The 21,494-nt window shown below is 61.5% G+C and carries 17 protein-coding genes; 9 read left to right on the forward strand and 8 right to left on the reverse strand.

Going from position 1 to position 21,494, the window contains the following annotated elements; translation table 11 throughout:
* Positions 1-22 precede the first annotated feature (22 nt).
* Genes ACYVI2_RS07680 through ACYVI2_RS07690 form a run of 3 tightly spaced genes read right to left on the reverse strand, consistent with a single transcriptional unit; the run spans position 23 to position 3,444 of the window.
* Positions 23-1,006, reverse strand: a complete 984-nt coding sequence (locus ACYVI2_RS07680) for a Bug family tripartite tricarboxylate transporter substrate binding protein (RefSeq protein ID WP_460490288.1) — start codon at positions 1,004-1,006, stop codon at positions 23-25.
* A 24-nt stretch (positions 1,007-1,030) separates the two neighbouring features.
* On the reverse strand, positions 1,031-2,413 hold the full coding sequence (locus tag ACYVI2_RS07685) for an MmgE/PrpD family protein (protein WP_415821294.1): 1,383 nt from the start codon (positions 2,411-2,413) through the stop codon (positions 1,031-1,033).
* Between the two features lie 32 nt (positions 2,414-2,445).
* Positions 2,446-3,444: a Bug family tripartite tricarboxylate transporter substrate binding protein gene (locus ACYVI2_RS07690; protein WP_415821295.1), complete on the reverse strand. Its 999-nt coding sequence runs from the start codon at positions 3,442-3,444 to the stop codon at positions 2,446-2,448.
* Positions 3,445-3,599: 155 nt separating this feature from the next.
* Between ACYVI2_RS07690 and ACYVI2_RS07695 the strand changes: the two genes are divergently transcribed.
* On the forward strand, positions 3,600-4,472 hold the full coding sequence (locus ACYVI2_RS07695; RefSeq protein ID WP_415821296.1) for a LysR substrate-binding domain-containing protein: 873 nt from the start codon (positions 3,600-3,602) through the stop codon (positions 4,470-4,472).
* A 24-nt stretch (positions 4,473-4,496) separates the two neighbouring features.
* On the opposite strand, the gene ACYVI2_RS07700 is transcribed toward ACYVI2_RS07695, so the two are convergent.
* The 3 genes from ACYVI2_RS07700 to ACYVI2_RS07710 form a co-directional block, all read right to left on the reverse strand.
* The gene (locus tag ACYVI2_RS07700) at positions 4,497-5,897 is read right to left on the reverse strand and encodes an MFS transporter (protein WP_415821298.1); all 1,401 of its coding nucleotides are present in this window, start codon (positions 5,895-5,897) and stop codon (positions 4,497-4,499) included.
* Between the two features lie 162 nt (positions 5,898-6,059).
* Positions 6,060-6,563 carry a peroxiredoxin gene (locus ACYVI2_RS07705; RefSeq protein ID WP_415821300.1) on the reverse strand — a complete coding sequence of 168 codons (504 nt, stop codon included), beginning with the start codon at positions 6,561-6,563 and terminating at the stop codon, positions 6,060-6,062.
* 119 nt (positions 6,564-6,682) lie between these two features.
* Complete coding sequence (locus ACYVI2_RS07710; protein ID WP_415821301.1) at positions 6,683-10,420, reverse strand: DUF748 domain-containing protein; 3,738 nt, start codon at positions 10,418-10,420, stop codon at positions 6,683-6,685.
* A gap of 144 nt (positions 10,421-10,564) precedes the next feature.
* On the opposite strand from ACYVI2_RS07710, the gene moaC reads away from it, so the two are divergent.
* From moaC to ACYVI2_RS07730, 4 genes are read left to right on the forward strand one after another with little or no spacing between them, the layout of a single operon-like run.
* Positions 10,565-11,053 carry a cyclic pyranopterin monophosphate synthase MoaC gene (moaC, locus tag ACYVI2_RS07715; protein ID WP_415821302.1) on the forward strand — a complete coding sequence of 163 codons (489 nt, stop codon included), beginning with the start codon at positions 10,565-10,567 and terminating at the stop codon, positions 11,051-11,053.
* Positions 11,034-11,285: a MoaD/ThiS family protein gene (locus ACYVI2_RS07720; protein ID WP_415821303.1), complete on the forward strand. Its 252-nt coding sequence runs from the start codon at positions 11,034-11,036 to the stop codon at positions 11,283-11,285. Before moaC ends, ACYVI2_RS07720 begins: the two co-directional genes overlap by 20 nt.
* A 4-nt stretch (positions 11,286-11,289) precedes the next feature.
* On the forward strand, positions 11,290-11,772 hold the full coding sequence (locus tag ACYVI2_RS07725) for a molybdenum cofactor biosynthesis protein MoaE (RefSeq protein WP_415821305.1): 483 nt from the start codon (positions 11,290-11,292) through the stop codon (positions 11,770-11,772).
* Positions 11,773-11,813: 41 nt separating this feature from the next.
* Positions 11,814-13,019 carry a molybdopterin molybdotransferase MoeA gene (locus tag ACYVI2_RS07730; RefSeq protein WP_415821339.1) on the forward strand — a complete coding sequence of 402 codons (1,206 nt, stop codon included), beginning with the start codon at positions 11,814-11,816 and terminating at the stop codon, positions 13,017-13,019.
* Positions 13,020-13,089: 70 nt separating this feature from the next.
* Here ACYVI2_RS07730 and moaA read toward each other — a convergent pair whose 3' ends face one another.
* A complete protein-coding gene (moaA, locus tag ACYVI2_RS07735) occupies positions 13,090-14,202 on the reverse strand; it encodes a GTP 3',8-cyclase MoaA (protein ID WP_415821306.1) in 1,113 nt (370 codons plus the stop codon).
* Positions 14,203-14,238: 36 nt separating this feature from the next.
* Complete coding sequence (locus tag ACYVI2_RS07740) at positions 14,239-15,321, reverse strand: substrate-binding domain-containing protein (RefSeq protein WP_415821308.1); 1,083 nt, start codon at positions 15,319-15,321, stop codon at positions 14,239-14,241.
* A 157-nt stretch (positions 15,322-15,478) separates the two neighbouring features.
* Here ACYVI2_RS07740 and ACYVI2_RS07745 point away from each other — a divergent pair, with 157 nt between their 5' ends.
* From ACYVI2_RS07745 to fdhD, 4 genes are all read left to right on the forward strand, one after another.
* On the forward strand, positions 15,479-16,048 hold the full coding sequence (locus ACYVI2_RS07745) for a formate dehydrogenase subunit gamma (protein WP_415821309.1): 570 nt from the start codon (positions 15,479-15,481) through the stop codon (positions 16,046-16,048).
* Positions 16,049-16,191: 143 nt separating this feature from the next.
* The gene (locus ACYVI2_RS07750) at positions 16,192-17,727 is read left to right on the forward strand and encodes a formate dehydrogenase beta subunit (protein ID WP_415821340.1); all 1,536 of its coding nucleotides are present in this window, start codon (positions 16,192-16,194) and stop codon (positions 17,725-17,727) included.
* 17 nt (positions 17,728-17,744) lie between these two features.
* Positions 17,745-20,630, forward strand: a complete 2,886-nt coding sequence (fdhF, locus tag ACYVI2_RS07755; protein WP_415821310.1) for a formate dehydrogenase subunit alpha — start codon at positions 17,745-17,747, stop codon at positions 20,628-20,630.
* A 28-nt stretch (positions 20,631-20,658) separates the two neighbouring features.
* Positions 20,659-21,489: a formate dehydrogenase accessory sulfurtransferase FdhD gene (fdhD, locus tag ACYVI2_RS07760; protein ID WP_415821311.1), complete on the forward strand. Its 831-nt coding sequence runs from the start codon at positions 20,659-20,661 to the stop codon at positions 21,487-21,489.
* Positions 21,490-21,494: the final 5 nt, after the last annotated feature.

A 21,494-nucleotide genomic window follows, 5' to 3' on the forward strand; every position in this document is an offset into this window, starting at 1 on the left:
CTGCCGCATCCCACGTGCGGGATCAGCGAGGCTCCAGCCCAATCTGCTTGGCCAGCTCGGCGAATTGTTTTTGGTCGCGTTGCAGCGTGCGCGCAAAGCCCGCGGGGCTGCGTTCGTCATCCGCGGGAATCTGCGCGGCGAGCGTATCGATACGCTCGCGGAACGCCGGGGTCTGCACCGCCTTGGTCACTGCCTCGGAAAGTTTGTCGACCACATCCTTGGGCATATCCTTGGGCCCGACCAAGCCGTTCCATATCTGCAGATCGAACTGTGGCAGGCCGCCTTCGGCAAAAGTCGGCACGTCCGGCATCTGCGGCAAACGCTCCTTGGACGCCACAGCGATGGCCTTGATCTGTTTGCCCTTGTGCAGCGGCAACATGGTGACTGTCTGATCCAGCACCGACTGAATGGTGCCCCCCATCAAATCGGTAATCGCCGGCCCCGAACCGCGATACTGCAGCAGTTCGGCCTGCACATTGGCCATGCGCAAGAACAACGCCTCGGCCAGATGCGCAGTGGTGCCCGGGCCGCCCGAGCCAAAATACAGCTTGAGCGCACCACTACGCATGCCCGCCAACATCGAGGGCAGATCCTGGATGCCGCTCTGATTGCTCACACTGAGCACCATGGGAACATTGGCGACTGTGCCGATCGCGGTCGTGTCCTTGACGATGTTCAAACCGGCCTTGGGATAGAGCAAAGGAATCAGCACCATGGACTGATTACTGAACATCAGCGTGTAGCCATCAGGCGCCGATCGAGTCAGGCGCTGAAACCCCAGCAGCCCGCCCGCCCCGGTGACGTTTTCTACGACAAAGGTGTTATTCGTGACTTTTCCGAGTTCGGTGGCCAACAGCCGGGCCAGTGCGTCCAGACTGCCGCCGGGAGCCACGCCGACGATGATAGTGACCGGCTTGGAAGGAAAGCCGTCGTCGGCCCGGGCCGCGTGATTCACGCCCAGACACAAAGCAATACTGGCAAGCGCGGATGCGATGCGTCGTTTCATGTTGTCTCCTTCTTCAAAAAACCCTCAACGCCTGCTTAACAAGCGCGTCAGCGAACGGATGGAGTCGGTGCGCTCCAGATGCGCGATTGCTTCCAGGCAGCTATCGGCCGCACCCGTTGGCAGTCCAGCACGCGGGAATAGCTGCAAAAACTTGTCTTCTACATCGTGCCAATCGATGCCACGCACGCCTGCGCCACGCGGCGCTACGCAGGCGGCGTGATGCATGGCGCCGTCTTTCATATGTATCGTGACGCTGCCGCCATGCCGATGAGGAAAGCGATCCGGTAGTGGTGGCGGTTCGGGATCAAACTCGACTTTGTCCTGCAACGCAGCGATCACGGGATCGGCCATCTTGGCCGCGTCCATGTGTTGCCAGGCAAAGCCGCCGTCGGCAATGGCCGCGGCGACGAAATAATGCAGACTGTGAGCGGCGTCGACCAGATTACGAGGATGGGGTTCGCCCTTGAAATCAGTCCACTGCACTGCCGCCGACACAACGATGCGCGCAATGTCGTCAGGACTGATGCGGCCGCCAGCCCGTGCGGCCTCGGCCGCGGCTTCGGCAGTTGCATGAAAGGGATGCGCACCGGGCATCAGCTTGATGGCCATGTCGGTCACAATGTCCCAAGACACTCCCCAGTCACGCACGATGTCCTCGCGCGCCTGCCCGCCTAACGCATCGAGAAACCCGCGCGGCTGCTCGAACACACCCAGCTCGCCCTCGAAACCGGACTGCGCCGCCAACGCGGCTCGGATGCCCGTGCTGGCGGCCAGCCCAGCGTGATACTCCCGTGCACAACTGGTGTCGGCTGCGATCGCCATACCACCGATCGAGGTCGCCGAAAGGGCGATAGCATGAGCGAGCCGATGCGCATCCAGCCGCAACAACAGCCCAGCGGCCACACAGGCGCCAAACACCGTAGAAAACGAACCATGAAAGCCACGCTGCATGCGTCCGGGTGTCAGCGACTCGTCAACGCGTCCGGCGATCTCATAGCCCAGCACCATAGCGGTCAGCACATCCCGGCCACTCGCCCCCTCACGTTCGCCCACGGCCAACGCCGCACTGGAGACAATGGTGCCGATGTGCGCGATGCTACGCATATCGCTATCATCGGACGCGGCCGCATCGCTGGCCACTGCGTTCACACGCGCAGCGCTCGCCAGTGGCAACCGGGCATTGTCAAACCACACAGTCGCCACCGGCGTACCGCCATCTGCCAGATCCAGCTCGCGGATAATGCGGGCCGATTCGATACCGTACCCCGCGGCGGCACTGGCAAGCGTGCTGGCCAAGCTCATCTTGGCATGTTCGAGAGCCAAGGCCGGGAGGTCGCCGCCACGGGTCGACAGGACGAGGTCAGCCAGTTGACGCGCCAAAGGCGGCGTCACTAAAAGGGATCGCACAGTAGGAGTTTCCTTCGGAAGTTATCGCGGCGTCACTGCGCCGCCGTGCCCAATTTCTGGAGGACCGGAATCCATGTGGCGAGGTCCCGGCGCACCAGCGATTCGAAAGCGGCGGGCTGGGGGATAGGCGTATCGGGCAAAGTGAACCCCAGGCCGATCAGCTTGTCACGCAACGCCGCATTGCTCATGACCTTGTCCAGCGCGGCATACAGACGCGCAGAAATGTCGGACGGTAGCTGGGCCGGGCCCACCAGGCCCCACCAGAGCGTGACCGAATAGCCTTGCAAACCGCTCTCGTCCAGCGTGGGAACGTCAGGCAACAAACTCGAACGCTTGGGTCCGGTGACTGCGAGCGGCCTCAGCTTGCCCGATTTCACCAGGCCCATGGCCGCGGGCATGTTGTAGAGGCCCATGTCCACATCACCGCTCAGGATCGCGCTCAAGCCTTGCGGCGCGCCGGTATAGGGCACATGCATGAGCGGCTTGTCTAGATATTGCGCGACAGTAGCGCCGGCGATATGGTGACTGGTGCCCACGCCGCTGGATGAATAGCGGAAAGTCTCCGGCGGCTTGGCCTTGATCGCTTCCAGCAGCGCCGGCGCACTTTGATAAGGCGATTTCTCGGACACGACCAACAGGTTCTGCACATCAGCGATCTCGCTGATGAAACTGAAATCCTTGATGGAGTCGTACCCTGGCGAGCTGTAGAGCACTTGGTTATTGACAAAAGTCCCCTGCGCGGCGATACCTAGCGTATAGCCATCGGGTTTGGAACGCGCGATGTCCACCGTGCCGATCGTGCCGCCCGCGCCCCCCTTGTTGTCTACCACCAGAGGCTGGCCGAGTTGCTCGCTCAATGCCGTGGCCACCACGCGCGACAACGTATCGGCCGCACTGCCCGCGGCGAACGGCACAATGAGTTTGATGGGACGCTCGGGATAAGCCGCCTCGGCGCGCAGGCACCACAGCGCGATGCAGGCAAACGGGATCAATGCGCGGGCGATTGCCCGGCGTCGATGAAGCTTGGTCATTCTGTCTCCTCGTGGCAGGATTGCCTGCGGCGATACCGCAGCGCAAACACCGATCCGACACTTGATTTGGTTTTATTGGATAGGACAGACTGTAGGCCGCTTCCTCGCTGATGTCTGTCGAAACTTATTGTTCAACCATTGAATCCATCTCAACAATGCACAAACTGAGAAACCGCCTCGGCCCGCTACGTGTACTAGATGCCGTGCATCGCGGGGGCGGTGTTGGCCGGGCCGCCGAACTCCTGCACATCACGCCGAGCGCGGTCAGCCACCAGTTGCGCCGACTGGAAACCGAACTGGGAGTGCGACTGGTGCACAAGAGTGGCCGCGACATTGGCTTCACGACGGCAGGTACCGAACTGGCCATACAGGCCGCCCAATTGTTCGACCAGCTTGAGTCGGTATTCGCCAAGGCCGGCGAAGCCGGCGCCAACCCCCGCATCCGAGTCAAAGTCATCCCGAGTTTTGCCATCAAATGGCTCATGCCGCGGCTGGGCTCGCTATACGCACAGCACGACAACATCGACATCGAGGTCGCCACCGTCGCTCGCGCCGATGACACCGACCTGCACAACGCCGATTTCGTCGTGCGCCGGGGCAATGGCAACTGGCCGGGACTGCGCGCCGATCTGCTGTTTCCTGACGAGTTGGTACTGGCCTGCGCACCGTCGCTGGCCAAGCGCCTGCGCAAGCCCGAGGACGTGTTGGGCGAAACCCTGTTGAATTCGATGATTGCGCCGGACTGCTGGGATCGCTGGCTGCTATCGATCGGCCTGGCCTCAAACAGCGACACGCGTTTTATCTCGCTGGCGAACGCGGTGCTGTGCCTACAGGCCGCGGCCGAGGGCCTGGGCATCGCCGTGACCCAGCGTGTCTATATCACACAGGATTTCGCTACCGGCCAATTGGTGCAGCCCCTGGCGCACAGTGCGCGCAGCGGCGACGGCTATTACCTGGTCAGCGATCCGGCGCGAGCGGCCACACTGCCCTTCAGCACCTTTGCCAACTGGATGATTGGCCAGAAGTAGGCAACGAAGGCTCTGCCCCGCGCCTCAAGGCCGCCCGCCAGCCTGCGCTGAACGTTCGTCGTCAGCCTCAGCCGCGGCCGTCGCCGCCTTGAGCGCCGCATCATCCGCAGCGGTCTCCGTGACATCCGCAGAAGCCGGCACCTGCACCACATCCGGCTCCGGCGACACCATCTCCATCGCCGCATCCGCCTCAATATCCACCCGCGGATCCAACGTCACAGAGGCCGGAGAACTCTGCAAACTATCGGGCATCGGCACAAAATGTACCGGCGCCTCATCCACCTGATGCGCCCCCGTCACCCGCGCCGGCCGCACCCGCCACACCAGGATCAACGCACAAGCCGACACAAACACATAAAACATATTCGGCCCGCCCGCCGACATCAAAGCACCCGCGATGAGCGGCCCCAAACACGCCCCCACCCCATAAGTCATCAACAAAATCGCGCTCAGACTCACCCGCCGGTCCGACTCCACATGGTCGTTCGCAAACGCCGCCCCCAGCGGATACAGCGTGAACTGCAACACGCCGAACACACATGACAGCAACACCAACGCCCAAAACGGCAATGTCACCCAGCCCCACAACACCGCAGGCAACAACACCAACAAACACGCATTAAAACGAATCAACCCCGCCCGATTGATCCGATCCGACAACCACCCCATCGGCCATTGCGACAACAGCCCCGCCGTTACCCCCGCCGCTACAAACAGCGCCGACTGCGACGTCGTCATCCCATACTTCGACGCAAAAACAGGGGCCAGGCCATAAAACGCCCCTGACAGATTCCCCGCAACAAACAGCACCGTCAACGACAACGGTACCCGTTCGCGAAAAAATGGCAGATCCAGGGGTGCCGGCACAGGCGTCGGCGGGTGAGAACGCGCCGTCACGGCAATAGGCACCAAACACAACACCATGCAGGCCGCCACCAGCACCAACGGCTGCTCATCCAGCGGACCATACGCGGTCAACACCAGTTGCCCCAGCACCGTGCCCAATCCAGACACCACCATATAGACCGAAAACACACGGCCGCGTTGATGATTTTCTGTTTGCTCGTTGAGCCAGCTTTCGATGACCATCAATTCAGTCACCATCACGATCCCGGCCACCAGGCGAAATACCAGCCACACCGGCATATAGTCGACCACGATCTGCGCCAGAATCATGCAAGTCGAAATCGCCGCACAGGCCACAAAAGCCCGGATATGCCCAACCCGGATGATCAGCTTGTGTCCCAGCCGTGCGCCGCACACCAGCCCCAGGTAATACCCGGCAATCAAGGTACCGATCCAGATCTCACTGACTGACTGCGCAGTCAGCCGCAACCCCATGTAAGTATTGAACAGGCCGCCGCCAATCAACATCAGCAGCGTCGCCAGATAAAGCGACGAAAAAGAAGAAATCGTGGTCAACATGGGATGCAGGAACGTGCCATCACACTACGCGGTGCGCAAGCCGCTCAAATTTTGCCAGGCGCAAAGCCGCCCGCAAGGACTGTACCTGTGTCCGGGCGCACCCCCAGGTCATGTTATTGCCCTGGGACGGCCCGGCGCAAGGGATAGCCCCGGGCGGAAAAATTAAAGCTGCGACAACATCGTGGCCGCGTCGCTGACCTCGAATTTGCCAGGCGCTTCGACATTCAATTGCGTCACAACGCCGTCTTTCAATAACGCCGAGTAACGCTGCGAACGAATGCCCATGCCGCGCGCATCCAGATCCAGTTCCAGACCCAAAGCACGCGTCCAATGCGCCGCGCCATCGGCCAGCATGCGGACCTTGCCCGCCGTCTGCTGCTCGCGGCCCCATGCACCCATCACAAACGCATCATTGACCGACACGCACCAGATTTCATCCACGCCCTTGGCCTTCAGGGCTGCGGCTTGCTCGACGTAACCTGGCAGATGTTTGGCCGAGCAGGTCGGCGTAAAAGCGCCCGGCACGGCGAACAGGGCAATCGTCTTGCCCTTGACCAGATCTGCGACCTGAAAAGCATTGGGCCCCAGGGAGCAGCCATTGGCTTCGGTCTCGAAAAACTCAGTCAGGGTGCCATCAGGCACGCGATCGCCGACTTTGATCGTCATTTACATCTCCAAGTGAACGCAGAAACGCGGACGCGAGCCGTCCGCCAAACCCTCATCATAGTGCCAAGTCGAGGGCTTGCGTTTGATGACAGCGAAAGAACCACACTACCTGCCACGCCTCATTGCAACGAAAACTCCACACGTGACGGCAGCGCATCGCCCTCGCCTGCGCCGCCCTCGAGATTAGGCGTCACAATGAAAATACGATCGGCGGGCCCGACCTCCTGCAGTTTTTCATACACGGCCTGCGCACGGGCCTGCGCCAATCGTTCCAGCGACTGCTCATTGACCGGTGCCGCCTTGCGCAACAAGGACTCCATCTGATCGGCCGGGATCGACTTGGCCATGCCAATGAAATTGCGCGGCTTTTCCTCGATATCCGTATCGTCGTAGACATCTTCCAGGTATTTATCGCGCTCGGCGGTAGAGACCGTCACCGTAGAGAGATCGGGCTTTTTACCCTTGCCCGAAGTGTCTTCGGCCTTGGCTTTGCGAATCTGACGATCAACCCAGGCCTGGCGCAAACCCTCCTCATCAGTCGCCGGGTCTGCACGGCCAATGATGTCCAGCTTCAGGGCCGGCCGATCATTCAGTGCCTTGGCCAAGGTCGAAATACGCTCGTCCGCGTCCGCTGCCAACGTCGCGCTGCCCGGCTCGAAATTGATATACGACAGTTCTTCGTCACTGCCAAACGCAGAAGCCAGCAACGAGAACGGCGAGGTCACCGCCTTGACCAGCAAATTGCCCAACACCCGCAAAATAATCCCGCCCACCGAAAACTCAGGATCATCCAGCGAACCTGAAATCGGCAGGTTGATATCGATGTTGCCCTTGCTGTCTTTCAACAACGACACGGCCAGCATTACAGGCAAGGTCGTCGCATCCGGGCTGTTCGTCTTGTCGCCGAATGTCAATTGGTTCAGCACCACATGGTTCGTAGCCTGCAACGCACGGTCTTCCAGCTTGTACTGCAAGTCCACCGACAGCTTGCCACGCTTGATCGGATATCCCACGTATTTTGCGGAATACGTCGTAAAGCGGGGCAAATCGACCCCCTTGGCCGAGACCTTCAGATCCAGCGACAGGAACTCGGCAAAAGGCTGCACCGTCCCGCCGATCGACAAAGGCGCCGTGTCGTAAACACGGCCCGTCACATTGACCTTTGCCGGTTTGGGCTCACGCGAGGACACCGCCGACAAACCGCCTTCGATACGAGAAAGCTGGGCCGTATAGTTCGGTTTGACGAAGTGGTCGGTGAACGTCATGCGGCCATTTTTCAGCGTAACGCTGTTCAGGGCGATATCCGGCAGTTTTCCGGTCTTGGCAGCTTGGGCCTCGCGCGCCGAGCGCCCACGCGTCTGGGTATCCTGGGTAATCGACCCACCGGCCTGTCCCGGCTCGGCCACCAAGTCCATCACATTCAAGCGGCCGTCGGCACTGAGCAGAACGCGGCCATAAAAATCATCCAGCGTGATGTCGCCCAGATTGGCGGCAAACTGATCGCCGTTGACCGACACCTGCATGCCGCTCAGATCCAATGCTTTCCATCGCAGAAAGTCATCGCGGTTCACGCGATCGGCCAGATGCAGGTCGGTGACGTCCACGCCGCCTTTCCAATTGGCCTTCATCGGGGCACTCCCTGTCGCCGCGGTGAATGCTGCTTCGCCATTGGCACCCACGACCAACGAGCGCACCGTCGCGTTCAAGCTCGATGCGCCATAGGCGGCCAACGATGCCGCATTGAAATTCTGCAGATCCACTTTGGTTTGGAGCGCCAGGGGCTGCGTGGTCAAGTTGCCTTGCAACGCCAGGCTGCCATCGCCTTGCACACCCGTGGCCTGCAGCGTGAACGGCGACGGCGTGGCATCGAGCGCCACACGATCGGCCGCCAGGCTGAGTTGTTTCACGCCCAGATCCACCGCCGGCTTCTGCGATTCGTCACGCGCAGCCAATTGAGACAGATCCACTTTGACGCCTGTCGCCGCGACTTGCGTCGCATTGCCTTGTTGGGCCACGGTGATCAACCCTTGCACACCGAGCAAACCGTCCAGTACCTGGATCGGCGACAGGCTGCGCACTGCCGGCGCATATTGAGCCAGCCCCAGATGACCAGCGCGGAAATCGAGCTTCAGGCCCAGCGGGCTGAGCATCAGCGGACCTTTCGCGCGTATCCAGCCCCCGTCGCCTGGGTTATCCATCGTCAGCCACAGATTGATGGGCTGCTTCGCAGGCTGCGGAAACTGCACGCTTTCCACCGTGACAGCCACACCCGCAAAGGTAGTATCGAGCTTGGTCCCCGCGTCCTGCACACGCAGTTCAGCATCGTGAATATTGATCGCATCGACCGCGATCTGCCATTCGTCCGGCGCCTTGGCGGGTGGTGTAGCGGCCTCGGCCTGCGCGGCAGGTGCATTTCCCGATGCCGCAGAGGCATTCCCGTCAGCCGCGTTCGCGCTCGGCCCCCCCGATGCAGGCGCAACAGCGGCCGTTGTCGTTGCCGCCGCGGCTTCAGCTGCCGCAGCAGGCTTATCACTGGCCGGCTTGCTATCAGCCTGCGCAACAGCAGCAGGCTTGCCCCCGGTCGGCTTGGCGTCCGCGGTCTGGGCTGCTGCAGCAGGCTTATCGCTGACCGGCTTGCTATCAGCCTGCGCAGCAGCAAGCTTGCCCCCGACCGGCTTGCCGTCCGCAGGCTCGGCTGCTGCAGTGCGCGTAGCACTGGCCGATTTACCATCCGCCGATCTAGCCGCAGCCGGCTTGTCAGCTTTCGCAGCCGCCGCCGGCCCTCCCAGCGCCTTGAGCTTGTCGACCACCCTCAGCCAATTCAACTGCTGATTCGCATCCCGGCTGGTCTGCAATACCGGGGACCACATTTCGATCTGACCAATCGAAAACTGCTTGGCCAGCATATCGAGCCTGATCCGCTGCACGTCCAGCGTGCTCCATTGGACCAGCGCTGCGCCCGAGGCCTCGCGCAGATCCAGTTGCCGCAGTCCCACATCACCCGTCACCAGGATCTTTGCCGCAGCATCACGCGGCTGCTCGAACACGACCTTCAGATTCGAATCCAGTAACGCCCGCTCGACCTTGATCGGCAACGCCATGGGCCAGACATCTGCCCATTTTTCCAGCTCCAGCCCCCGAAAATCCACATTCAACGTCGACGAGGGCACGGGCTCAAACGGCCGGGCCACGCCCTTCATATCGAGCGGACTGCCGTTAATACGCAGATGCACCAGCGGCTCGACGTCGATATCCGTGGCATAGCCGAACGAGGAAATAAAAGGCACACCGAGCTTGATCTCGTCGATCTGTTGTTTACGGCCGGTCACCTTGTCATCCAGAGTGATCGCGCCGTCCTCCAACACCAGGTTATTCAAAGAAAACCGGGGCAACCCGCTATTCTCGTCTTTCTTTTCCGGCTCGGGCTGGGCGGCCGCCATATCGGCCAGTTTTTTCTGGATGTCCGAGAAATTGAATGTGGTCTTGTCCTCACGCACCAACGCAATCTGCGGCCGCTGCACGCGCACAGAGTCCACGACCGGCGCAAACCAGAACAACGACGCCCACGAGGCGCTGGCCTCCAACTGCCCGACCTGCAGCAACGGCGCCGCGCCACCCGGCTGTTCGATTGCCAGGTCCTGCGCTCGCACGGTCAACGTAAAAGGATTAAAACTGATATCACCGACCTGAACCGGCCGGCCCAGCAGTTGGGCGACATCCCCGGTCAGCGCTGAACGCAGCACCTTGGGTACCTGCCAGGCAGCCACGCCGAACAGAATGAGAATAATGGCCACTATCCACAGAAGGATTTTTCCAAGACGCCGAGTGATTCTCAACCTGGGCATCGTAAGGGCCATGCGTCATCTCCTGGTGTGAACAGCGGGGCATAGGCAAGGGCAATTATCCACCCGGAGCCATAGCTCGTCTATCATAGGGTGTAGACCAGCCTGGCTCGGGCGAAAACCCGCCTTCGTTTTCAATCGTTAACATTTTTTCTACCCATGTCCTCTTCTTCTCCTACGCTTAGCCATCTGGACGAATCCGGCCAGATCCGCATGGTTGACGTTGGCGCCAAGACCGAAACCGACCGCATCGCCATTGCGGCTGGCCGCGTACGCATGAACGCAGTGGCCTATGGCCTGTTGACCCAGCCGGGCCAGGGAAAGGGCGAAGTGCTCAACACCGCCCGGGTCGCCGCCGTTCTGGCGGCCAAGCGCTGCGCAGAGTTGATCCCGCTCTGCCACAGCCTGCCGCTGGCCTTTGTCGGGGTGGAGTTCGCCCTGAACGACGACACCCATACTGTCGAGATCCGGGCCACCTGCCGCACCCGCTACAAAACCGGCGTCGAAATGGAGGCAATGACCGCCTGCAGCGTCGCAGCGCTGACTATTTACGATATGTGCAAGGCGGCCGACAAAGGCATTCTGATTGAACAAATACACCTTGAATACAAGGCGGGAGGAAAAAGCGGTGAGTGGCGCAACGATTAATCTGCTGTATTTCGCGCGGGTCGCCGACCTGGTGGGCAAGCGCAACGAAGCCTGGCCGCTGGCCGAGCCGACGACGGGCACCCAACTGCTGCAAGCCCTGCAGGCCCAGTATCCAGACCTCGCACCCGCGGCGCGCCTGAAATTGGCGATCAACCAGAACCACGCCAAAGCCACCGCCTCGATCCAGCCAGGCGATGAGGTCGCGATTTTCGAACCCGTCACAGGAGGCTGACATCATGATCATCGTCCAGGAAGCCGACTTCGACAGCACGGCATTGCTGGCGGGCCTGCGCGAGCAAGTCGGCGCTCAGGCTGGCGCGATCGTCACGTTCACGGGCTATGTGCGCGACTTTTCCTCCGACAAAGCGACCGAAACGCTATTTCTGGAGCACTACCCAGGCATGTGCGAACGCGAGTTGCATGAAATCGCCGACACGGCGCGCGAGCGTTGGCAACTGGCCGGTACCGTCATTGCCCATCGCGTCGGCGCCCTGCCCCGCAGCGCCCAGATCGTCTTCGTAGCCGCTGCTAGCGCCCATCGCGGCGACGCGTTCCGAGGCTGCGAGTACATGATCGACGCCCTGAAAACCCGTGCGCCGTTCTGGAAACGGGAAACCCTGTCCGATGGCAGCAGTTTCTGGGTCGAATCGCGCCAAGCCGACCACGAACGTACCGAGGCCTGGAACGACTCGCATGACCCCAATTCCCTCCGCCGCTAGCCCATACCGTCCTGCCCGACCGACACCGCATGAATAACGATCTGCTAGATTTCGACAGTGCTCAAACCCTGCTGGCCCAGGCCGCTGCGCCGATCACTCGCCACGAAACCGTATCCTTGGCCCACGCCGTGGGCCGTGTCCTGGCGCTCAATCTGGCAGCCACGCTGGATCTGCCACCAGCCGATAACAGCGCCATGGATGGCTATGCCATTCGCTACGCGGATTACCAGCCTGATGTCGTCCTGCCTATTCAGCAGCGCACCTATGCAGGAGAAATGCCCGCCGCGCTAGTTCCGGGCCAAGCCACACGGCTGTTTACGGGCAGCCTGATCCCCGATGGCGCAGACACGATCGTCATCCAGGAAAACACCCGTGAATCCGATGGGCAGGTCCACATCCTGCAGGCCCCGAAAGCCGGTGAATTCGTACGCAAACGCGGTATGGACACCACCACCGGACAGCCCCTGCTGACCGCCGGCACCGTGCTGGAGGCCGCGCATATCGCGCTCCTGGCCTCTCAGGGACTGACTCAGGTTCAGGTGTTTGCGCCGTTGCGCATAGGCATTCTGACCACCGGCGACGAGCTGGTTCATCCCGGCCAAGCACGCGCCGCGCAACAGATCTACAACTGCAATGGCCCCATGCTGGCCGCCTTGGTGCAGAAAACCGGCGCACAGGCAATACACGTGCTGCATGCCCGCGACAACGAACCCGACCTGCGCGCCGCCATCACTACCATCCTGGCCGACTGCGATCTGCTGTTGAGTATCGGCGGCGTATCCGTCGGTGAAAAGGATCTCGTCAAACCTGTACTGGAGTCCCTGGGCGGCAAACTGGCGCTCTGGAAAGTCCGTATGAAACCGGGCAAGCCGGTCGCCTTGGCCCATATCGACGGCAAACCCGTTGTCTGCCTGCCGGGCAATCCCGTTTCGGTCTATGCGGTGTATGCCATGCTGGTCTCGCCGCTGGTGCGACGCATGCAAGGGCGGACCAATCCATTCCCCCAAGTCAGCACCGCAGCGCTGCGCCTGTCGCGTCCGCACAAAGACAGCCGCGAGGAATTTCTGCGTGTGCAATGGCGCCACACTGCCGACGGCGCACCAGAACTCGTGCCTTACGCGAATCAGGACTCGTCCGTGATCAGTTCCATGCCCTGGGCAAGCGGACTGGCGCGTACCCCGGCAGGAGAAACTGTCAACGATGGCGATATCGTGAAGTACTACGACGTCGCGCATTGGCTGGCGTGACCCGTCAAATCAGCATGCAAAAAGGCGGCTATTTAACAGCCGCCTTTTTTGTGCATCGACTCAAATCGAGTCAACCTCCGATATAACTCATCTCTACTTTGCGCTCACCCTGCGGCACGACCGGCACGCCGCGCCCTCGCAGTTCAGAGTATCGATCATCGCGCTGCGCCCAAATCCCGGCCATCGCACGCGCGACCTGTTCATCGTCGGCGCCACTGCGTAATAGCGTACGCAGATCGTGTCCCTGCGACGCAAACAAACACAGAAAGATTTTGCCTTCCGGCGACAACCGTGCACGTGTGCACCCACTGCAAAATGCATGGGTGACGCTGGAGATCACGCCGATTTCGCCGCCGCCATCGGCATAGGTCCAACGCTCTGCCACACGGCCCATCACCTCGGCATCCAGCGCCCGCAACGGGTACTCGCCCGAAATCCGGCGCAAGACCTCATCGCTGGGCACGACTTCCTGCAAATTCCAGCCGTTGGTGTTACCTACGTCCATATATTCGATGAATCGCAGCACATGGCCGCTATGCCGGAAATGCTTTGCCATCGGCACGATCTGGCTATCGTTCAATCCGCGACGCACCACCATGTTGATCTTGACAGGCGCCAGCCCCGCCTCGCCCGCAGCATCGATGCCGCGCAACACGTCGTCCGGCGTAAACGTACTATCGCTCAACCGTGCAAACATCTCGGCGTCCAGCGCGTCCAGGCTCACCGTCACCCGCGTCAGCCCAGCCTGTTTCAACGCCGCCGCTTTACGGCTCAATAAGGTGCCGTTGGTGGTCAGCGTCAGTTCGAGCGGCCTGCCGTCTGGCGTACGCAATTCGGCCAGCATGCCAATCAGGACCTCGATGTTTTTGCGCAGCAGCGGCTCGCCGCCCGTCAGTCGAATTTTCTGGACACCCAGTTGTGCGCCCAGTCGCGCCACGCGGGTGATTTCCTCGAACGACAGCATCGCCGAATGCGGCATGAACGCATAATTGCCGTCGAAAACCTCGCGCGGCATACAGTACGTACATCGGAAATTACAGCGATCCGTGACCGAAATCCGCAAATCGCGCATCGGCCGGGCAAACTTATCCTTCGCCGGCTGCCCTGGTGGCGGCAACGCTGACTGCGGCAGCTGGGCGGCTCGCGACGCAGTGTGATCGGTCAGGAAAATAACTTTGCTCATTCAAATATCATATCGCGCAATGGCGCGGAACTCTTTCTATCCACCGAACGCCTCGCGCAAAGTCTGTAACTGCCCCGTATTCGTCGTGTCGTACCCGACCAATTGACGCACGTACGACAGGTATTCACGGCCGCGCATGATGCCCAGCAGGTCTTGCATGGCGGGCGTTTCCAGCGACTCGCGGCGTATGGCAAAGAAATATCGCTCCAGCACCAGCGGGATGAAATCCAGTCCGAACCGCCACGCGGCCGTCTCAACACCCACACCCGTATCGGCCATCCCGCTCGCAATATGCGCCGCGATCGCCATATGGGTGAACTCATTGGTCTCGTACCCCTGCACCTCACTGATCGATACGCCCGCCTCCTCCAGCATCAAACCCACCAGATAACGGGTGCTGGAGCCGATCTGCCGATTCACAAAACGCACATCCGGCCGCGCCAGATCCGCCATACCGCGAATATGCTTCGGATTGCCGGGCATCACGAACAAGCCCGTGTTGCGCACTGCCAGATGGATCAACAGATAATCATCCGGCGACAACCATTGGGCGTAACGCGCCATGATGGGCCCCTCGAATGCACCGCTCGGCACCTGAAAACCCGCCAGGTCGCATTCGTTGCGCTCCAGCGCAGCCAACGCCTCGATTGCCGTGCGATAACGCAGTTCCAGGCCGGGCTGCCGTCCGCTCATGTGTTGCATCAATGCCTCGACCGCGAAACCATGGCTCGCATGCAAACGCAGGTGCGGCATCGCCTCGGGCAATAGTTTTTCCAGCTCCTCCTGCAACTCGGATGCCTGGCTCTCCAGCGTGGGCATCAACCGGGCCTCGATACGGCGGTTGGCCCACAACAGCCGTTGTGCGAATGGCGACAGCTTCGTGCCCTGACGACGATTGGTGATCAACAAGGGCGTGCCGAACAAGGCCTCGAAACGGCGCAACACGCCCCAGGCGTGCCGGTACGACAAACTGCAGGCCCGGCAGGCGCCGGCGATATTGCCTGTCGCATCGATCGCGGATAACAACGCCAACATGTCATGCAGCGCCTGGGGCGGGTGCTCGGCGTCGCCCTCCAGTACCCACTGCGGGCGCAGCCCGATTCGGAACTTATATGTCATTAATTTCCTATTGAACGTCGGAAATTAGGCGTTTAGAGTACGCCCATCGAGCAAGTTGCACGCATTTTATATGTTTTATAAAGCATATTATTAATGCAACCTGCTGGCAATAAAAACCGATGCGGCCCGTTCACGAGGCCGCCACCAGGAGACCTGCATGCCCACCCCCCAGGCAAAGCCGAATCCCCCCGGCAGTGCCGGTGCACGCGGCGGTGACTCGGCCCTTTCGGCCGCTCGCCAATCAGCCGCGCCGGCCGTCAAAGCCGCCGCACAGGCCGCCACTCAGTGGCACGGCCAGCCCGGCGCACTGCTGCCGATCTTGCACGACGTACAAGACCAGCTCGGCTGTATTCCGGCCGACGCGGTGCCCACCATTGCCGAGGCCCTGAACCTGTCCCGCGCCGAAGTCCATGGCGTCGTGAGTTTTTATCCCCATTTCCGTACCGAACCCGCTGGCCGGCATGTGCTGGAACTCTGCCGGGCAGAATCCTGCCAAGCCATGGGTGCCGAGCGTCTCGCCGACCATGTGCGTCAAACGCTGGGCTGCGATTTTCATCACACCACGAGCGATGGCGCCGTCACACTCGAGCCCGTGTATTGCCTGGGGTTATGTGCGCAATCCCCCGCCGTCATGCTGGACGGCAAACCTCATGCGCGCGTCACGCCCGACAAGCTTGACCGCATCCTGGATCGCGCGATGCAACACACTCAGGAGGCGAAAGCATGAACGCCTCTCCCTCTCAGCCCGCTGTCACATCCGTTGACACCACGATGACCACTGATAGCGCCACCGCTGCATCGTCGACAGGCATATCAGCCAGCGCTGACGTCGTCACCATCTACCTGCCTGGCGATGCAGCGGCACTGGCCATGGACGCCGACGCCGTCGCGCTGGCCATCGAACAAGAGGCCCGCCGCCGCAATCTCACGGTCCAGCTAGTGCGCAATGGTTCGCGCGGCATGCTCTGGCTGGAGCCGCTGGCCGAAATCGTGACGCCGTCGGGCCGCATCGCTTATGGCCCCGTTCAGGTCGAAGACGTCACCAGCCTGTTCGCCGCCGATTGGCAGCATGGCGGTGCACATCCCCTGAATCTGGGACTGACCGAAGAAATCCCCTATCTCAAAAACCAGCAGCGCCTGACGTTTTCCCGAGTCGGCATCACCGACCCACTGTCTACCGACGATTACGTCGCTCACGAGGGGCTGCAAGGCTTGCGGCGCGCATTGACGATGACGCCCGAGCAGATCGTCGAGGAAATCACGACGTCCGGATTGCGCGGGCGTGGCGGCGCCGCCTTTCCCACGGGCATCAAGTGGAAAACCGTCCTGACCACACCCGCGCCGCAGAAATACATCGTCTGCAATGCAGACGAAGGCGACTCCGGCACATTCTCCGACAGGCTCATCATGGAGGGCGATCCCTTTGTGCTGATCGAAGGCATGACCATCGCCGGCCTGGCGGTCGGCGCGACCTATGGCTATATCTACGTCCGGTCGGAATATCCTCAATCCATCGCCACGCTCAACGCAGCCATCGCCCGGGCTCGTCACGCAGGCTGGCTAGGTGACGATATACACGGCAGCGGCAAACGCTTTGACCTCGAGGTCCGCAAAGGCGCGGGCGCCTATATCTGCGGCGAGGAAACGTCGCTGCTCGAAAGCCTGGAGGGCAAACGTGGCGTCGTGCGCGCCAAGCCTCCGTTGCCCGCGATCTCCGGATTGTTCGGCCAACCCACCGTCATCAACAATCTTATTTCGCTCGCCACGGTGCCCGTGATTCTGGCGCGAGGGGCCGCGTATTACCGCGACTACGGCATGGGCCGCTCGCAAGGCACGCTGCCCTTCCAGCTGGCGGGCAATCTAAAACACGGCGGCCTCGTCGAAGTCGCATTCGGCATCACACTGCGCGAGTTGTTGTACGACTATGGTGGCGGCAGTGCTTCGGGCAGGCCTCTGCGCGCGGTACAGGTCGGTGGTCCGCTGGGCGCCTACCTCCCTGAATCCCAATGGGACGTGCCGCTGGACTACGAGGCGTACGTCAAGATCTCGGCCATGGTAGGCCACGGCGGCATTGTCGCCTTTGACGATACCGTCGACATGAGCCGCATGGCGCGTTATGCAATGGAATTCTGCGCCGTCGAGTCCTGTGGCAAATGCACGCCCTGCCGCATCGGTGCGGTACGTGGACAGGAAACGCTGGACAAAATCCGTGCCGGCGGCCCGCAACACGAGCAGCACATTCATCTGCTACGCGACTTGTGCGACACCATGCTGGGCGGCTCGCTCTGTGCATTGGGCGGCATGACGCCCTATCCCGTGCTGTCCGCGCTGAACCATTTCCCTGAAGACTTCGGCATCGCAGCATCCGCCACGTCCGGCAGCCCAACCGCCTCTCACCAGGCCTGATTCGAACGAGACCCGCCATGCTCGAAACCGTTATCAAACGCGACCGCGATCTGGGCACGCCCGCCCGAGGCACACAAACGGATGCCCGCCTCGTCACCCTCACCATCGACGGCCAGGAAATCTCCGTTCCCGAAGGCACCTCCGTCATGCGTGCCGCGGCCGAGGCGGGAATCAACATTCCGAAACTCTGCGCCACCGACAGCCTGGAGCCCTTTGGCTCGTGCCGTTTGTGCCTGGTGCAGATCGAGGGTCGGCGCGGCTATCCCGCCTCATGCACCACGCCAGTCGAGGACGGCATGGTGGTCACCACCGAAACGCCCAAACTGCATGATCTGCGGCGCGGCGTCATGGAGCTTTATATCTCCGACCACCCGCTCGACTGTTTGACCTGCCCCGCCAACGGCGACTGCGAACTGCAGGACATGGCGGGCGTCGTGGGATTGCGCGCGGTGCGTTACGGCTACGAGGGCGCCAATCATCTGAAAGACCAAACCGACGCGTCCAATCCGTACTTTTCCTACGATCCGTCCAAATGCATTGTCTGCAACCGCTGCGTGCGCGCCTGTGAGGAAACCCAGGGCACATTCGCATTGACGATCTCCGGCAAAGGCTTTGCCTCGCGCGTGACCGCCGGCCAGAACCAGTCCTTCCTGGAAAGCGATTGCGTTTCCTGCGGCGCCTGTGTCCAGGCATGCCCCACGTCTACCCTGCAAGAAAAATCCGTCATCATGATGGGCCAGGCCGAACACTCGGTCATCACGACCTGCGCCTATTGCGGTGTCGGCTGCGGCTTCAAGGCCGAAATGAAAGGCCAGGAAGTCGTGCGCATGGTGCCCTGGAAAGACGGCCAGGCCAATCGCGGCCACGCCTGCGTCAAGGGCCGCTTCGCCTGGGGCTACACCACGCACAAGGAACGCGTGCTCAACCCCATGATCCGAAAGAACATCACGGATCCCTGGCGTGAAGTCTCATGGGAAGAAGCCATCGCCTACACCGCGTCGGAATTCCGCCGCCTGCAGTCCACGTACGGCCGCGACTCCATCGGCGGCATCACATCCTCGCGCTGCACCAACGAGGAAACCTGGCTCGTACAAAAACTCGTTCGTGCGGCCTTTGGCACCAACAACGTCGACACCTGCGCCCGCGTCTGCCATTCGCCGACCGGCTATGGCCTGAAGCAAACCCTGGGCGAATCCGCGGGCACGCAGACATTTGATTCGGTCATGCATACCGATGTGGTTGTCCTGATGGGCTCGAATCCCAGCAGCGCGCATCCGGTCTTTGCCTCGCGGCTGAAACGCCGCCTGCGCCAGGGCGCGCGCTTGATCGTCATCGACCCTCGCCGCATCGAGCTGGTGAACTCGCCGCATATCCAGGCCGACTATCACCTGCCCGTGCGTCCCGGCACCAACGTTGCCTTGTTGACCGCGCTGGCTCATGTCATCGTCACGGAAAACCTGGTGGCCGAGGACTTCGTAGCGCAACGCTGCGAAGCCAAAGCCTTTAACGAATGGCGCGATTTTGTCGCGCGCCCCGAAAATTCACCGGAGGCCACCGCCGATATCACAGGCGTGCCTGCGGCCGATGTGCGCGGTGCCGCCCGGCTCTACGCCACCGGCGGCAATGGATCGATCTACTACGGCCTGGGCGTCACGGAACACAGCCAAGGCTCGACCGCCGTCATGGCCATCGCCAACCTGGCCATGGCCACGGCCAACATCGGCCGCGAAGGCGTGGGCGTGAACCCGATGCGCGGCCAGAACAACGTGCAAGGCTCGTGCGACATGGGCTCGTTCCCGCATGAGCTGCCGGGTTACCGTCACGTCTCCGATAACGCGGCACGTGCGCAATTCGAGGCCGACTGGGGCGTCACCCTGCAACCCGAGCCGGGCCTGCGCATTCCCAATATGTTCGAGGCCGCGTTGGGCGGCAGTTTCAAGGGTTTGTACTGCCAGGGCGAAGACATCGTGCAATCCGACCCCAACACACAGCACGTGGCTGCCTCGCTGGCGGCCATGGAATGCATCGTGGTCCAGGACCTGTTCCTGAACGAGACGGCCAAATACGCGCACGTCTTTCTGCCCGGTTCATCGTTCCTGGAAAAAGACGGCACCTTCACCAATGCCGAACGCCGCATTTCGCGCGTGCGCAAAGTCATGGAGCCTCGCAACGGCATGGCCGACTGGGAGGTCACCGTCGCGCTCTCGAATGCGCTAGGCTATCCCATGAACTACGCGCACCCCAGCGAGATCATGGACGAGATCGCCCGGCTCACGCCTACGTTCACGGGTGTGACCTACGCCAAACTCGATCAAATGGGCAGCCTGCAATGGCCCTGCAACGAGTCTGCGCCCGATGGCACGCCCATCATGCATATCGATGAGTTCGTCCGGGGCAAGGGCAAATTCATGATCACCAAGTACATCCCGTCGGATGAGCGCAGCACACGCAAATTCCCGCTATTGCTGACGACGGGCCGCATTCTGTCTCAGTACAACGTGGGCGCCCAGACCCGCCGCACGCACAACGTGGCCTGGCACAGCGAAGACGTGCTGGAAATGCACCCTCAGGACGCCGAAGACCGCGGCGTATCCGAAGGCGATTGGGTCGGCGTGCAAAGCCGTTCGGGCGAAACCGTGCTGCGCGCCACCCTTACAGACCGCGTGCAGCCAGGCGTGGTATACACCACCTTCCATTTTCCCGAGTCCGGCGCCAACGTAGTGACCACAGACAATTCCGATTGGGCAACCAACTGCCCGGAATACAAGGTCACCGCGGTGCAAGTGATGCGGGTCTCGCAACCGTCTGAATGGCAACGCCAATGGTCACGCTTTACCGACATTCAGCAAAAACTGCTGCGAGAGCGTGCCCGTGAAACCGAAGCCGCCCTCGTCAGTAAATAGATCGTCTTCTTCGATACGTATTGATTTCATGGATCGTCAGCCTTCGTTTACCCAGCACCCCGCCGCGTACGCGCAAGCCGCTGTCGTGCGCGTACGCGGCGGCACGGCCGAGCCTGTCACGCAGATCGATCGCGTCGCCGAGGAAACACCCATCGCATTGGAATACAACGGCATCAGCCATGCGACGATGCTCGCCTCGCCAGCCGATCTGGAAGACTTTGCGCTGGGCTTTTCCTTGACGGAGGGCATCATCGACCGGCCCACCGACGTGCGAGGCATAGACATCGTCCCGCAACACAACGGCATCGTCGTGCAGATCGAGATTTCGAGCGCCTGCGAGGTCCGCCTGAAAGAACGCCGGCGTGCGATGGCAGGCCGCACGGGCTGCGGGTTGTGCGGTGTCGAAACCCTGCCGGAGGTATTGCGGGAAGTCGCGCCCGTTCCCGATGCCTCGCCTATCGCGATATCGGCGATCCTGCGGGCGATGCGAGCGATGCGGGCGAACCAGACCTTGCACGATATCACCGGGGCGACCCATGCAGCGGCATGGGCCGATACCTATGGACAAGTACGCATGGTGCGCGAGGACGTTGGACGTCATAACGCACTGGACAAGCTGATTGGTGCGTTGGCCCGTCGCGATGAACCGTTGCGGCAGGGCCTGGCCCTGGTGTCGAGCCGCGCCAGTTTCGAAATGGTGCAGAAATGCGCGGCCGCCGGAATAGGCGTCCTGGCCGCGGTCTCGGCGCCGACCGCGCTGGCTGTCCGCCTGGCACAAAACTCTAACGTGGCATTGCTCGGCTTCGTGCGCAATGCCGACGCCACCATTTACTCACACGCTGAACGCATCCAGAGCTGAACCGT

It is taken from the genome of Bordetella tumbae (assembly GCF_054780995.1).

Bases quoted from the DNA above. Each gene is read 5' to 3' on its own strand.
- ACYVI2_RS07705 (WP_415821300.1), bottom strand. From the start codon at position 6,563: ATGACGATCAAAGTCGGCGATCGCGTGCCTGATGGCACCCTGACTGAG.
- ACYVI2_RS07700 (WP_415821298.1), bottom strand. From the start codon at position 5,897: ATGTTGACCACGATTTCTTCTTTTTCGTCGCTTTATCTGGCGACGCTG.
- fdhF (WP_415821310.1), top strand. From the start codon at position 17,745: ATGCTCGAAACCGTTATCAAACGCGACCGCGATCTGGGCACGCCCGCC.
- moaA (WP_415821306.1), bottom strand. From the start codon at position 14,202: ATGAGCAAAGTTATTTTCCTGACCGATCACACTGCGTCGCGAGCCGCC.
- ACYVI2_RS07740 (WP_415821308.1), bottom strand. From the start codon at position 15,321: ATGACATATAAGTTCCGAATCGGGCTGCGCCCGCAGTGGGTACTGGAG.
- ACYVI2_RS07710 (WP_415821301.1), bottom strand. From the start codon at position 10,420: ATGGCCCTTACGATGCCCAGGTTGAGAATCACTCGGCGTCTTGGAAAA.
- ACYVI2_RS07725 (WP_415821305.1), top strand. From the start codon at position 11,290: ATGATCATCGTCCAGGAAGCCGACTTCGACAGCACGGCATTGCTGGCG.
- ACYVI2_RS07680 (WP_460490288.1), bottom strand. From the start codon at position 1,006: ATGAAACGACGCATCGCATCCGCGCTTGCCAGTATTGCTTTGTGTCTG.
- ACYVI2_RS07750 (WP_415821340.1), top strand. From the start codon at position 16,192: ATGGACGCCGACGCCGTCGCGCTGGCCATCGAACAAGAGGCCCGCCGC.
- ACYVI2_RS07695 (WP_415821296.1), top strand. From the start codon at position 3,600: ATGCACAAACTGAGAAACCGCCTCGGCCCGCTACGTGTACTAGATGCC.
- moaC (WP_415821302.1), top strand. From the start codon at position 10,565: ATGTCCTCTTCTTCTCCTACGCTTAGCCATCTGGACGAATCCGGCCAG.
- ACYVI2_RS07690 (WP_415821295.1), bottom strand. From the start codon at position 3,444: ATGACCAAGCTTCATCGACGCCGGGCAATCGCCCGCGCATTGATCCCG.
- ACYVI2_RS07745 (WP_415821309.1), top strand. From the start codon at position 15,479: ATGCCCACCCCCCAGGCAAAGCCGAATCCCCCCGGCAGTGCCGGTGCA.
- fdhD (WP_415821311.1), top strand. From the start codon at position 20,659: ATGGATCGTCAGCCTTCGTTTACCCAGCACCCCGCCGCGTACGCGCAA.